16 protein-coding genes are annotated in these 12,784 nt (G+C 72.2%); 11 read left to right on the top strand and 5 right to left on the bottom strand.

Annotated elements, in window-relative coordinates:
* The first annotated feature begins 50 nt into the window (after window positions 1-50).
* Entirely contained in the window at window positions 51-515 is a 465-nt protein-coding gene (locus AB0K12_RS37425; protein ID WP_364571972.1) for a DUF6623 family protein, read from the top strand.
* Between the two features lie 16 nt (window positions 516-531).
* Here AB0K12_RS37425 and AB0K12_RS37420 read toward each other — a convergent pair whose 3' ends face one another.
* Window positions 532-1,014, bottom strand: coding sequence for a MarR family winged helix-turn-helix transcriptional regulator (locus AB0K12_RS37420; RefSeq protein ID WP_364571970.1), 483 nt, complete (start codon window positions 1,012-1,014; stop codon window positions 532-534).
* A gap of 96 nt (window positions 1,015-1,110) precedes the next feature.
* Here AB0K12_RS37420 and AB0K12_RS37415 point away from each other — a divergent pair, with 96 nt between their 5' ends.
* Entirely contained in the window at window positions 1,111-1,563 is a 453-nt protein-coding gene (locus AB0K12_RS37415; protein WP_364571968.1) for a MarR family winged helix-turn-helix transcriptional regulator, read from the top strand.
* Here the strand turns inward: AB0K12_RS37415 and AB0K12_RS37410 are convergent.
* Complete coding sequence (locus AB0K12_RS37410) at window positions 1,529-2,650, bottom strand: prolyl oligopeptidase family serine peptidase (RefSeq protein ID WP_364571966.1); 1,122 nt, start codon at window positions 2,648-2,650, stop codon at window positions 1,529-1,531. The two genes, AB0K12_RS37415 and AB0K12_RS37410, sit on opposite strands and share 35 nt — an antisense overlap.
* Window positions 2,637-3,206: a TetR/AcrR family transcriptional regulator gene (locus AB0K12_RS37405; protein ID WP_364571964.1), complete on the bottom strand. Its 570-nt coding sequence runs from the start codon at window positions 3,204-3,206 to the stop codon at window positions 2,637-2,639. The genes AB0K12_RS37410 and AB0K12_RS37405 overlap by 14 nt, the downstream gene beginning before the upstream one ends.
* Window positions 3,207-3,287: 81 nt before the next feature.
* Here AB0K12_RS37405 and AB0K12_RS37400 point away from each other — a divergent pair, with 81 nt between their 5' ends.
* The 7 genes from AB0K12_RS37400 (at window position 3,288) to AB0K12_RS37370 (ending at window position 9,114) form a co-directional block, all read left to right on the top strand.
* Window positions 3,288-3,461 carry a hypothetical protein gene (locus AB0K12_RS37400; RefSeq protein ID WP_364571962.1) on the top strand — a complete coding sequence of 58 codons (174 nt, stop codon included), beginning with the start codon at window positions 3,288-3,290 and terminating at the stop codon, window positions 3,459-3,461.
* Window positions 3,462-3,563: 102 nt separating this feature from the next.
* Window positions 3,564-4,562 (top strand): sugar phosphate isomerase/epimerase family protein, encoded by a 999-nt coding sequence (locus AB0K12_RS37395; RefSeq protein WP_364571960.1) that lies wholly within the window; start codon window positions 3,564-3,566, stop codon window positions 4,560-4,562.
* A complete protein-coding gene (locus tag AB0K12_RS37390) occupies window positions 4,559-5,458 on the top strand; it encodes a transketolase (protein WP_364571958.1) in 900 nt (299 codons plus the stop codon). Before AB0K12_RS37395 ends, AB0K12_RS37390 begins: the two co-directional genes overlap by 4 nt.
* Window positions 5,458-6,414, top strand: coding sequence for a transketolase family protein (locus AB0K12_RS37385; protein WP_364571956.1), 957 nt, complete (start codon window positions 5,458-5,460; stop codon window positions 6,412-6,414). Before AB0K12_RS37390 ends, AB0K12_RS37385 begins: the two co-directional genes overlap by 1 nt.
* A complete protein-coding gene (locus AB0K12_RS37380; protein WP_364571954.1) occupies window positions 6,407-7,960 on the top strand; it encodes an FGGY family carbohydrate kinase in 1,554 nt (517 codons plus the stop codon). Before AB0K12_RS37385 ends, AB0K12_RS37380 begins: the two co-directional genes overlap by 8 nt.
* Window positions 7,957-8,094: a hypothetical protein gene (locus AB0K12_RS37375; RefSeq protein WP_364571952.1), complete on the top strand. Its 138-nt coding sequence runs from the start codon at window positions 7,957-7,959 to the stop codon at window positions 8,092-8,094. Before AB0K12_RS37380 ends, AB0K12_RS37375 begins: the two co-directional genes overlap by 4 nt.
* Window positions 8,095-8,163: 69 nt before the next feature.
* Window positions 8,164-9,114: a sugar-binding transcriptional regulator gene (locus AB0K12_RS37370; protein ID WP_364571950.1), complete on the top strand. Its 951-nt coding sequence runs from the start codon at window positions 8,164-8,166 to the stop codon at window positions 9,112-9,114.
* 10 nt (window positions 9,115-9,124) lie between these two features.
* Here AB0K12_RS37370 and AB0K12_RS37365 read toward each other — a convergent pair whose 3' ends face one another.
* Window positions 9,125-9,742, bottom strand: coding sequence for a maleylpyruvate isomerase family mycothiol-dependent enzyme (locus AB0K12_RS37365; RefSeq protein WP_345406269.1), 618 nt, complete (start codon window positions 9,740-9,742; stop codon window positions 9,125-9,127).
* Window positions 9,743-9,799: 57 nt separating this feature from the next.
* Here AB0K12_RS37365 and AB0K12_RS37360 point away from each other — a divergent pair, with 57 nt between their 5' ends.
* Window positions 9,800-10,414 (top strand): TetR/AcrR family transcriptional regulator, encoded by a 615-nt coding sequence (locus AB0K12_RS37360; RefSeq protein ID WP_364374959.1) that lies wholly within the window; start codon window positions 9,800-9,802, stop codon window positions 10,412-10,414.
* Window positions 10,415-10,418: 4 nt separating this feature from the next.
* On the opposite strand, the gene AB0K12_RS37355 is transcribed toward AB0K12_RS37360, so the two are convergent.
* Complete coding sequence (locus AB0K12_RS37355; protein ID WP_364571947.1) at window positions 10,419-11,354, bottom strand: LysR family transcriptional regulator; 936 nt, start codon at window positions 11,352-11,354, stop codon at window positions 10,419-10,421.
* Between the two features lie 99 nt (window positions 11,355-11,453).
* Here AB0K12_RS37355 and AB0K12_RS37350 point away from each other — a divergent pair, with 99 nt between their 5' ends.
* The gene (locus tag AB0K12_RS37350) at window positions 11,454-12,641 is read left to right on the top strand and encodes an MFS transporter (RefSeq protein WP_364571945.1); all 1,188 of its coding nucleotides are present in this window, start codon (window positions 11,454-11,456) and stop codon (window positions 12,639-12,641) included.
* Window positions 12,642-12,784 lie beyond the last annotated feature (143 nt).

Here is a 12,784-nt window from a genome sequence, read left to right as displayed (position 1 = left end):
GCGCGGCCCATTCTCGAAGGGTCTCAGCGTCCAGACCCTGGGGAGAGGTCATGGCAGACAAACTGTACGCATCGTGGGCGTCCGGGTACGCGGCGTTCCCCGAGACCGCCGGCCTGCGGACGTTCCGGCAGGGGTTCGGCGTCACCTTCACCATCCCGGCCGGCCGGGCCGAGTGGATCCACCTGCCGGTACCCACGCCGGTGATCGTCGGCAACGACCGGGCCAACCTGGAGAAGGTCATCGTCCTCTACCACGCGCGGCAGAACAACGAGCTCATCGAGGTGCACGTCTTCGACGGGCCCCGCCGGATCTCCAAGTTCTCCGGGATGCGCTTCACCGGCGACCACTCGCAGGGCGTCGAAGGAGGGCTCAGCCCCAAGAACGTCTTCGTCGTCCGCCAGCCGGACATCGCCTTCGGCATCGGCGTCACCTTGCTCGTCAGCAACACCTCGCGCACGACCGACAGCGAGTTCTTCATCAGCAGCTTCGGCGGCGACTTCTTTCACACCCTCTGACGCTGCCCTGAAGAGGTCATGCGGTCACCGTGCCGTCTGACGTGGCGTGAGAGCGCTCGGCGCCGGGATGGGGGGCGGCGGACAGCAGCGTGTTCGCGCGAGCCAGGACGGTGTCGAGGACGCGGCCCGCGGCGGCCAGGTCCTCCGGCGGCAGGTCGCCCCACAGCCGGCCGGTGACGTCGGTGATGGCGGCGCGGACCCTCGTCCACTCGGCCTTGCCGTGCTCGGTCGGCTCGACGGTGCCTTCCTGGGTGGCGCGAATCAGGCCGGCCGCCGTCAGCTCGGCGAGGAGCCGGTGAACGGTGGCCTGGTCGACCTTCAGGGAGTGGGCGACGCGTTCGGCGAGGGCGTCCGCGGACAGGGTGCCTTCGCTGACGACGGTCAGGGTCAGCGTCACCCACTGGGGTTCGGTGATGCCGGTCCCGGCCAGCAGGCGGTCGAGGAGGGCGTTGAGGGCCTTCTCGGTCTGGCCGATCATTTGGGTGCTGAAGGCAGGCATGAATCTCCTCCATTATTAGTTGGTTTGGCCAACGTTGGCACTGCCAACAGTAACGCCCATTCGTGGGTCGCGCCAACCATTTGTTAGGGTCGGGTCGTGAACACTCCCGAGGGGCCGCAGGCGGAGCGGCTGCGCAGGCTGCCGACCAGGCTGACCAACGGTGCGGCGCTGATCGCCAACCGGCTCGTGGACCAGGCGCTCGCCAGGGCCGGCGCCCGCCGCTACCACTACGCCCTGCTCGCCACCCTGGAGGAGTTCGGCCCGGCCAGCCAGGCCGAGCTCGGCCGCCGCACCGGCATCGACCGCAGCGACGTGGTCGCGGCCGTCAACGACCTCGCGGAACGGGACCTCCTCGAGCGCACGCCCGACCCCGGTGACCGCCGCCGCAACATCGTCACCATCACCCCTGCCGGCCGGAAGCAGCTCGCCGACCTCGACCGGCTGCTCGCCGCCGTCCAGGACGACTACCTCGCCCCGCTGTCCGCCACCGACCGGCGGACCTTCGTCGACCTCCTCACCCGCCTGACCGAGCACCACTCCGGCCGCTGAGGAAGTCACGGACAAGCCGGTCATAGCGGGCGCGGTCCACGTTCCACGCCTCGGTGTGCCCGCCCCGCTCAAACGGCTCGAACCGGATCGGCCAGCCCAGCCGGGCGCCCGTGGCGACGAGGTCGTACGCCTCCTGGATCGGATGCTCGGCGTCGGGGACGGTGTGGATCAGCAGGAGGGGCGGCCTGACCCGGGGCGGGTGGCGGATCAGGCTGAGCCGGTCGGTGTCGACGCCGGTACGCCACTCGGTGACCAGCCCGGCCGACCAGGCCACGAACGCGGGCAGGCCGGCGTTGCGCGCGCCCTGTTCCTCGGTCATCCGTACGTCGATCATGGGCGCGTCCATGATGACGCGGTCGACCACGTCGGCGAGCGGTGACCGGCCGAGGAACTGGCCGACGATCTGGCCGCCCATCGAGGTGCCGTACAGGATGAACCGCCGTGCCCCCATGGTCGTGGCGTGCCGCAACGCCGCCTCCAGGTCGCGCCACTCCGCGTCGCCCAGGTGCAGCAGGCCATCGGGCGAGGGCGGTGCGCCTTCGTCGTTGCGGTACGTGATATCCAGGAACGGCAGCCCGAGCTCGTGCACCACGGGCAGGATCTTCAGCTCGGCCTTGCGCCGCCCGTTCTGCCCGTGCACGGCGACGACCCACGTGGTGCCGTCACCCGGCACGTACCAGGCGGGAGCCGGTCCCAGCTCGGTGGGCACCATGATCTCGGTGTAGTCGATCCCCCAGGCGACCTTCGGATCGCCCGGCGGCACGTTGCCGAAGTGGCCGGGGGTGCCGACCGAGGGGATGGGACCGCGCAGCACCTCGCGGGTGACGCGGCCCGGCGCCTCGGACACGACGTCGCCGAGCATGGAGTGCGCACCGCTCCACTCCAGCCAGTACGTGCCGGGCGCGGCGGCCTGCGGCGTCCGCGCCAGCGTCACGGTGCCGCCCTGGACGGCGAGCACCCGGGTGTTGCCGGTGCCGTGGCGCACGACCTTGATCGACTGGTCGCTGCCGTACCAGGCTCCTGCCCCCGCCGCCACGACCACGAGCACCAGGACGGCCGACGCCGCCCACCACTTAACGGACGCCATCGAAGATCCTGCGCACCGTACGCCGGCACAGCTCGCGGAAGCCGTCCTCCTCCAGGCCGATCCGCCCGCCGAGGTGGAGCTGCACGAGCCCTTGGACGGAGGCCGTCAGCGCCAGCGTCACCTCCAGCGGGTCGTCCTCGCGCAGCACCTTCTCCCGCATGCCCTCCTCGACCAGCGCGACGAGCAGCCCGAAGGGCGGGACGTCACCGCGGAAGTCCTCGGGGAAGCGCCTGGCTCGCTCGCGGCGGTCGGTCATGAGGAACGTGTACAGATGGGGCTGCCTGAGGGCGAAGTCGAGGAAGTCCTCCAGCAGCCCGAACGCCCGCTCCTCCCAGGACCCGCCAGGAGCCCGGCTCCCCCAGTCTTCGCCCAGCCCCCGGAAGGCCCGCGCGGCCACCGCGTCGAGCAGCGCCTGCCGGCTCGGGAAGTGCTTGTAGGCCGCCATGGGCGACACCCCGGCCAGCCCGGCCACCCGCCGCATGGTCACGGCCTCGACGCCTTCGCTGACGAGAATGCCGCGCGCGGCGTCGGCGATCCGCTCGGCTGCGGTGCTCATGGTGTACACCGTAAACCATAAGGTTTACGGTGTACACCCCGTTATGTCGGCTGGTCTTCGTCGAGCAGGGCGCGGGCCGTCGTGACGTCGGTGATGATGACGTCGACCCAGCCGCCGGTGATCCCCGCGCGGATGGCCGCGTGCTTGCGCGTCGGCGATGTCGGCCTGCCGAGCGCGGGTGGCCGGAGGCACGCCGTGGTGGATCACCGCGAGAAGAAGCGGTTCGCACCACCGAAGGTTGCGCAACGTCATTGACACGCATCGCGCGGATCAGCCAATCTACGAGCACGGGAAATTATTCACTGTCGCATAAATATTCACCACGCACCGCCGGCGCCACCAAGGGATAAGGGAGTGATGACCATGCCGACCTTCGGCGCAGGTATCTGGCACTTCGCCACCTACAAGGACCGTTACGCCACCGACGGCTACGGGCCGCCGGTCGGGCTGCTGGAGCAGATCGACCGGGCGGGAGCCGTGGGCGAGCTGTCGGTGGTGGACCTGAACTGGCCGTTCGTCGGGTTCGACGGCACTTTGGACGACGTCAAGGCCGCCCTGGCCAAGAACAATCTGAGCGCGATCGCGATCACACCTGAGATCTATACGCGCGACTTCGTCAAGGGCTCGTTCACCAACCCCGACCCGGCCGTGCGCAAGAAGGCCATCGCGTTGATGCACGACGCCACCGAGGTGGCTCTGGAGCTGGGCTGCTCGTACGTGAAGCTGTGGCCGGGCCAGGACGGCTGGGACTACCCGTTCCAGGTGAACTACCACGACGTCTGGCAGCTCGCCCTCGACGGCCTGACCGAGCTGTGCTCCGCGCACCCCGAGATCAACTATGTGATCGAGTACAAGCCGCGCGAGCCCCGCGTGAAGATCATCTTCCCGAGCGTGGCCCGCACGCTGCTCGGCATCGAGCGCATCGGCCTGCCCAACCTGGGCATCCTGCTCGACTTCGGTCACTCGCTCTACGGGCAGGAGACCCCGGCCGACGCCGCCCAGCTCGCCATCGACCACGGCCGGCTGTTCGCCATCGACGTCAACGACAACATGCGTGGCTGGGACGACGACATGGTCGTCGGCTCGGTGCACCTGGTGGAGACGTTCGAGTTCTTCCACACGCTGCGCAGGAACACCTGGGACGGCGTCTGGCAGCTCGACCAGTTCCCCTTCCGCGAGGACAGCGTCCAGGCCGCCAAGCAGGCCATCCGTTTCCTGAAGGCGATCGACCGCGCGCTCGGCGCCCTGGACGACGAGGCGCTCGCCCAGGCACAGGCCGCGCACGACGCGCTGGCCGCCCAGCGGCTCGTCCAGAACGCGCTGCTGACCTCGATGGCGGGCCTGGTGGAGGCATGACCGACCTCGCCGAGGCCGTGCGCGGCCACGTCACGCTGCCGGTGTTCGGCAGGGTGGACCGGCGCGCCGGCCGCGCGGAGCAGATCGCGCATCTCGCCGAGGCGGCCAGGCAGATCAGGATCCAGGACCTCAAGCTCATCCACCACGCGGGAGCGGGGCACATCGGCGGCGACTTCTCCGCCATCGACATCCTGACCACCCTGTACGGGGCGGTGCTGGACATCAGCCCGGAACGGGTCACCGACCCCGAGCGCGACCGCTTCATCCTCAGCAAGGGGCACGTCGCGGGCGCGCTCTACACCACGCTGGCGGCGTTCGGCTACCTGCCGGCGGCCGAGCTGGCGACGTTCCTGCAGCCGCTGTCGGCGCTGAACGGGCATCCCAACCGCACGAAGGTGGCGGCGGTCGAGGCCAACACGGGGCCGCTCGGGCACGGCCTGCCGGTGGCGGTCGGGCACGCGCTGTCGGCCAAGCTGGACGTGTCGCCGCGCCGGACGTACGTGCTGGTGGGCGACGGTGAGCTGCAGGAGGGCAGCAACTGGGAGGCGATGATGGCCGCCTCCCAGCACCAGCTCGAACGCCTCACCGTGATCGTCGACCGCAACCGGCTCCAGCAGGGCGCCACCGTCAAGGAGACCAACGACCTCGACCCGCTCGCGGACAAGGCGGCCGCGTTCGGCCTGGCCGTGGTCGAGGCCAACGGGCACGACCACGGCGAGCTGCTGGACGTGCTGTCGTCGGTGCCGTACCGGCCGGGCAGGCCCACGTTCGTGATCGCCCACACCCACAAGGGACATCCGATCTCGTTCATGAGCGGCGACGTCGCCTGGCACCACAAGGTGCCGGACGAGGCGCAGTACCTGCAGGCGCTGAGCGAGCTGGAGAAGGAGCGTTGATGCCGCGTACCTCGGTCGCCGACCTGCCCCGCTTCGACTGCAGGGACGCCTACGTCGCGACCCTGTCCGAGCTGGCGGGCGCCGACCAGCGGATCGTCGGCGTGGTCAACGACTCGGTCGGCTCCAGCAAGCTGGCCGGCTTCCGCCGGTCGTTCCCCGACCGGCTGATCAACGTCGGGATCGCCGAGCAGGACATGGTCGGCGTGGCCGCCGGGCTGGCCAACGGCGGGCGCATCCCGTTCGTCTCCGCCGCCTCCTGCTTCCTCACCGCCCGCGCGCTGGAGCAGATCAAGGCCGACGTCGCCTACTCCAACCACAACGTCAAGCTGTGCGGCATGAGCCCCGGCGTCGCCTACGGCGAGCTGGGACCGACGCACCACTCCATCGAGGACATCGCCTGGCTGCGGGCCATCGCCAACCTGACCGTCATCGTCCCGTCCGACCCGGCCGAGACCAGCGCCGCGCTGCGCTGGGCCGCCGCCGTCGAAGGGCCGGTGTTCGTCCGGGTCAGCCGCATGAGCGTGCCCCAGGTCAACCCCGACGACTACGCCTTCGTCCCCGGCAGGGCGGTGACCCTGCGCGACGGCGGAGACGTCACGCTGATCGCCAACGGCACCGTGCTGTGGCGGGCCCTGGTCGCCGCGGAACGGCTGGAAGCCGAGGGCGTCTCGGCCCGGGTGCTGTCGATGCCGACGGTCAAGCCCCTGGACACGGAGGCGGTCGTGGCCGCCGCGCGGGAGACCGCCGGCATCGTGACGATCGAGGAGTCGACCATCGCCGGCGGCCTCGGAGGCGCCGTCGCCGAGACCGTCGTCCAGCGCCATCCGGCCCGGGTCGCGATCCTCGGCATCCCCGAGTTCGCGCCGACCGGCTCGGCGGCGTACCTGCTCGACCGCTACGGCATGTCGCCTGAGGGCATCGCCGATGCCGCACGGAGCCTGCTGCGCCATGGCTGACCCGCTCATCCTGGCCGTCGACCAGGGCACAAGCTCCACCAAGGCGCTCCTGGTCGACGCGTGCGGCCGGGTCGTCTCCCGCGCGGTCGCTCCCCTGTCAGAGTCGCAGCCGCGCCCCGGCTGGGTGGAGCAGGACCCGGCCGAGCTGTGGCAGAGCGTGCGGCGGGCGGTCGCCGAGTGCGTCACGCCCGCCTGCGCGGGACGTGTCGCGGGCATCGGGATCAGCAACCAGCGCGAGTCGCTGGTGCTCTGGGAGCGCCGCACCGGCGAGCCCGTCGGGCCGCTGCTGAGCTGGCAGGACCAGCGCACCGCCGACCGCTGTCACGAGCTGGCCGGCGCCGCCGAGCTGGTCCGCTCGGTGAGCGGCCTGCCGCTCGATCCGATGTTCTCCGCGCTCAAGGCGCGCTGGCTGCTCGACACCTACGACCCCGGCCGGCGGCGGGCGGGCGAGCTGTGCCTGGGCACGGTCGACTCGTGGCTGCTCAGCCGCTTCGGCGGCGAGCACCTCATCGAGGCCGGCAACGCCTCGCGCACCCAGCTCCTCGACGTCGCCACCGGCGACTGGGACGACCGGCTGCTCGAGCTGTTCGGCGTGCCGCGCGAGGTGCTGCCACGGGTGGTGCCCTCGTGCGCCGCTCTCCCCGCCGCCCGCGGGCTGGCGCCGCTGCCGGACGGGGTGCCGGTACTGGCGGTCATGGGCGACTCGCACGCCGCGATGTTCGCCCACGCCGGGTGGCGGCCGGGCGTGGTCAAGGCGACGTACGGCACCGGCTCGTCGGTGATGGCCATCGGCCGGACCGGCCGGACCGGCCGGACCGGCCAGACCGGCCGGACCGGCCGGTCCGGCCAGACCGGCCAGACCGGCGAGGTCGGCGAGGTTGGCGAGGTCGGCGAGGTCGGCGAGGTGCGGGGCCTGTGCCGCAGCATCGCCTGGGACCTCGGCGACGGCCCCGCGCTGTGCGTCGAGGGCAACATCCGCGCCACCGGCCGGATGGTGAGCTGGCTCGCCGACCTGTTCGGCGTCCCCGTCCCTGAGCTGCTCAAGGAGGCGGAGTCCGCCGACGGCGTGCACTTCGTCCCCGCCTTCGGCGGGCTCGGCGCCCCCTGGTGGGACCCCGGCGCCACCCCCGTCATCACCGGCTTCTCCCTGGGCACCCGGCGCCCCCAGCTCGCCGCCGCCGCCCTGGAAGCGGTCGCCTTCCAGATCGAGGACGTCCTGGTCGCGATCGAGCAGGCCGTCGGGCAGGTCCGCGTGCTCATGACGGACGGCGGGCTGACCCACAGCGACCGGCTGATGCGGCTCCAGGCCGACCTGAGCGGACGCGTCGTCGCCCGCTCGGGCGAGCACGACCTGTCCGCGCTCGGCGCGGCCGACGCCGCCGGGCTGACGGCCGGGCTCTGGACCCTCGGCGACCTCGAACGCCGGCCCAGGCCCGCCGACACCTACGAGCCTGGGCTCGGCGAGGCGGAGCGCCGCGCCAGGAAGCACGCCTGGCACGAGACCGTCCGCAGAGCCCGACCCGCGCGGGAGAGGAACGCCATATGACCACGGCGGCCGCCGCGCCCGAGACGTTCGACGCCGCCGGCCACATCACCGGCCAGGAGGAGAGGCAGGCGATCGACTGCGAGCTGGTCACCGCCGACAACGCCGACGAGTTCGGGCTCTCCGCCAGGCAGTAGGCGTCACGCCCGCACGGCCGCCCGCCCCTAAACTTGGAGCGGCGATCAGCGGCGTGAAGGGCGGGTACGGTGGTCCGGGACTCGGATGGAGTGGACGACGTCTCCAAGGATCATCTGCGGCTCCTTGCCCGCGTCGCCCGCATGTACCACGAACAGGGCATCCGCCAGCCGGAGATCGCCGCCGCGCTCCACCTCTCCCAGCCGCGCGTGTCCCGTCTGCTGAAGGAGGCGGTCGCGCGGGGCCTGATCCGCACGGTGGTCACGCTCCCCGAGGGCGTGCACACCGAGCTGGAGGAGGAGCTGCAGCGCCGCTACGCGCTGCGCGACGCCGTAGTGGTCGACGTCGAGGACTACCAGGACGACGTCGTCCCCTCACTCGCGACGGCGGCCGCCGCCTACCTCGACGTCACCTTCACCGGCGGCGACGTGATCGGCCTCGCCGCGTGGAGCCAGACGCTGCAGGCGGTGGTGCGGCGCCTGCCGCAGAAGAACGTCCAGGTCGCAGACCGGGTGATCCAGCTCGTGGGCGGCCTCGGCAGCGCCGGCGACCAGGTGCGGGCCACCCGGCTCATCGCCCGCCTGGCCGACCTCACCAACGCCCATCCCGTCTTCGTGCCACTGCCCGGCCTGGTCGCCACCCCCGCGACGCGCGAGGCGCTGCTCCAGGACCCCGACCTGGCCGAGGTGCAGGCGCAGTGGCGTGAGGTGACCGTCGCCCTCGTCGGCATCGGCGAGCCGGCCTCCGCGCCCGTCAGGGACACCGACCGCGACGAGCTGCGCGCCGTCGGCGGAGTCGGCGAGGTCTGCCTGCACTTCTTCGACGCCACCGGCAAGCCCGTCGCCTCCGACCTCGACCGGCGCGTCATCGGCATCGACACCGCCTCCTTCGGCGCCGTCGGGCGGCGCATCGCCGTCGCGGGCGGCCAGCGGAAGCTGCCCGCGATCAGGGCGGCGCTCGAAGGCGGCTGGGTCAACATCCTCGTCACCGACCTGCGCGTGGCCCGCCGGCTCTGCTCCTGACCTTCGACGCTCAGGCGGCCACGTAGCGGTCGCTCACCTCGCCGCGCAGGTGACCGGGCGGCAGCTTGCGGCCGTAGGTCAGCAGGAGGAGGTCCTGCGCCGAGCCGGTCAGCGGGACGCCGGTGCCGAAGGACCAGTCGAGGTCGTCGGCGCGCAGCTGCACACCGCCGAGGTCGGCGCCGAAGAACCGCGCGGTCCTGGGGGTGACCTGCTCCAGGAGGAGGCGTACGCGCTCTTCTGGGACGCGGCGGCCGAGGCCGAGGGCGACGGTGATGTCCAGGCCGTGCACGACGTCGTGGCCGAGCGCCGCCGCGATGCCGCCGACCGGTGGCCGCCAGGGGTGGCGGGCGTTGTCGCGGAGCGCGGCGGCCATCTCGGACGTGGACATGGCGGCCGCGTCGAGGCGGGCCCGCCGGTCGGCCATTCTGTTGACGCCGCCGCCCGCCTTGACCAGCTCCCACAGCATCTTGGGCAGCGGGTGGCGGAAGCCCATCGACATGTGCGCCGCGACCTCCCGTACGCGCCAGCCCGCGCACAGGGTGGGCGCGTCCCACTGCTCGGGCGGCAGGTCGTCCAGGAGCGCCGCCAGTTCCGTACGTTCCGCGGCGATGGCGGAGGTGATGTCCACGTGGCACTTCTTCCTCGTCGGCTGACTTTCGTAACGAGATTACGGAATAATGGGATTATGAGAAAAACGAGGGCGGAGGCCAAGGACAGGAACCGGCAGGCCCTGCTGGAGGCCGCGCACCGCCTCGTCGCCCGCGACGGCCATCGGGCCAGGCTGGACGAGATCGCCGAGCGGGCAGGACTGACCACCGGCGCCGTCTACTCGCTCTTCGGCAGCAAGAACGGCCTGCTGATCGCCCTGGTCACCGACTACCTGGCGCCGCACTACGACGGCCTGGAGCAGGCGGTCTCCCCCTCGCTCGGAGCGATCGAGGCGGTGGAGGTCTTCGCCCGCCACTACCGCCGCACGTGCGACGACCCCGACGCGCTGCGCCGGCTATCGTTCGAGATCAGCCTGCAGGACCTCGCGCTGCGCGATCCCGAGTTGCGGCCCAAGCTCGCCGCCTCCGTACGAGCCCACGAGGAACGCCTGACCGGGTTGTTGTCCGGCCGCTCCCATGACGGCGGCACCCTCACGCCCCGGCAGGCGCAACGGCTGGCCACCGCGCTGCGGGCGCTGCTGGTCGGGCTGAGCCAGGGCGTCATCCTCGGCCTGGCCGACGCCGCCTCCGACGACTACTTCGCCGCCGCCGCCCGCGCCCTGGTCACCCCGGACGTCCTCGGCGCGCCCTGAGAAGTCAGCGCGGGATCGCCCAGCTCGGCGTCCAGGTTCCGGCCGTGTCCTGGCCGGCCGCCGTGGTGGCGAGGTAGGCGCGCAGGGTGGCGAGCGCGGGGTGGGGGTCGTCGCGGCGCCACAGCAGCGCGTGCGGGTAGACGGGGGTGGGGCAGGTGACGGGGATGCGGCGCAGGCCGTGGCCCTCGGGCCAGACCAGGCGGGTGCGCTCCCCCATGAACGTGGCCAGGGCCGGGGTGTCGGCGATGGTGTCGAGGAGCGCGTCCGAGCCGAAGTTGGGCCCGGTCACCTCGATGGTCAGGCCGAACTCCGCGACGAGGTCGTCGTAGAAGGTGGCCCATTCGGTGCCGGGGACGATGCCCGGCATCCAGATCCGGTGCCCGGCGAGCTGCGCGACCGTGACCGATCTCGCGCCGGCCAGCTTGTGGGCGGGGCCGACGAGCAGCTGCAGCGGCTCGTCGAGGACGCGTTCCGCCGTCACGTCGTCCGGCAGGGGCCGGCCCGGCATCGTGACGGCGCGGAACGACGCGTCGATGGCGCCCGACCTGATGGCGGCGACGGCGTCGTCGATGCCGAACAGCATCACCACGTCCAGCTCGATCTCCGGGTACGCGCGATGGAACGCCCGCATCACGCCCGACGCCGCGCTGCGCGAGGCGAGCATGTCGACGCGCAGCGGGCGGCGGCCGGTGCGCACGGACGCGACCGCTCGCTCGGCGGCCCGCAACAACTCGCGGGCGTGCGGCAGGAACGCCTGACCGTCGATGGTGAGCTCGGCGCCGCGCGGTGCGCGGATGAACAGCCGTACGCCGAGGGCGCGTTCCAGGGCGGCGATCCGCTTGGAGACGGCCTGCTGGGTGACCCTCAGCTCGGCGGCGGCCTCCTGGAACTGGCCCGCGTCGGCGGCGGTCACGAAGGTGCGTACGGCATCGAGGTCCATGCCGTCACCGTACAACCCAGCGTTGTACCCGGAGTTGTTTGATCTTCCTGTCCCGCACGCGCTTTGCTGCTGGCGATCATCCAACGAGCAAGGAGCGTCATGCGACAGTTCAGGTGGTTCTGGGCCGCGTACGGCACCAGCGCGCTCGGCACGTGGCTCGCCTTCGGCGCGTTCCCGCTGATCGCGATCCAGGTGCTGCACGCGGGACCGGCGCAGGTCGCGGCGCTGTCCTCGGTGGGCGCGCTGGCGGGCGCGGCACTGGCGGTGCCGCTGGGGCCGTGGGTGGAGTTCCGCCACAAGCGGCCGGTGCTGGTCGGGACCGATCTGGTCCGGTTCGCGGCCCTGCTGACGATCCCTGCCGCGTACGCGCTGGGCGTGCTCTCCTTCGTCCAGCTCCTGCTGGTCTCGGTCGTCGTGGCGGCGGCCGACCTCACCTTCCGCGCGGCCTCAGGCGCGTACCTGAAGACCCTGCTCCCGGCCGAGCACCTGCTGGCCGCCAACGCCCGCCTGGAGTCGACGACCTGGACGACCACGATCGCCGGCCCGCCCCTGGGCGGCGCCGCGATCGCCCTGCTCGGACCGGTGGCGACGGTGGTGGCCGACGCGGTCAGTCACCTCCTCTCGGCCCTGTGCCTGCGCGCGACCGGCGGCGGCGAGCCGCGCCCGGAGCCCCGGCCGGGTGCGGCGCCGCGAGCCCGTGACCTGCTGGAGGGGTGGCGGTTCATCCTCGCCGACGCGGCGCTGCGTCCGCTCTTCCTCAACACCGCCCTGTTCAACGGCCTGCTGATGGCCATGGACGCGCTGCTCGCCGTGCTGATGCTGGGCCCGCTCGGGTTCACGTCCTGGCAGTACGGCCTCGCCTTCGCCGCGCCCGCGATCGGCGGGCTGCTCGGGGCGCGGCTGGCCAGGCCGCTCGCCGCCCGGTACGGGCCACACCGGGTCATGGTCGCGGCCGGGACGCTGCGCGCGCTCTGGCCCCTGGGCCTGGCCTTCGTCGGGCCCGGCACCGGCGGGCTGCTGCTGGTGATGGGCGTCCAGCTCGGGCTGATCTTCTGCTGCGCCGTCTTCAACCCCCTCCTCGCCACCCACCGGCTCGCCCGCACCCCGTCCGATCGCATCGCCCGTACGCTGTCCGCCTGGTCGGTGACGACCAGGGTCACGACCGCGCTGCTGACTGCCGCCTGGGGCGTGCTGGGCGGCCTCATCGACCCCCGCCCCGCCATCGCCGTGGCCGGCGTCCTCCTGCTGGCGACCCCGCTCCTCCTCCCCCGAAGAAGCAGGCCCTGACAAACGACCTGGAGATGCCCTTCCCACCCCCGCACAAGCCGAGGTCTGGAACTGCTTCAGCTCCGCCAACACGACGACCCACGTGGCCGGAGGGCCGCCTTCGAGGACGAACGCCGCCGCATCGACACCAAGATCGCCGAGCC

It is taken from the genome of Nonomuraea sp. NPDC049419, from assembly GCF_040676995.1.
In the GTDB taxonomy this organism is placed as follows: Bacteria; Actinomycetota; Actinomycetes; order Streptosporangiales; family Streptosporangiaceae; genus Nonomuraea; species Nonomuraea salmonea.
This window is presented reverse-complemented; position numbering and strand designations above follow the sequence as displayed.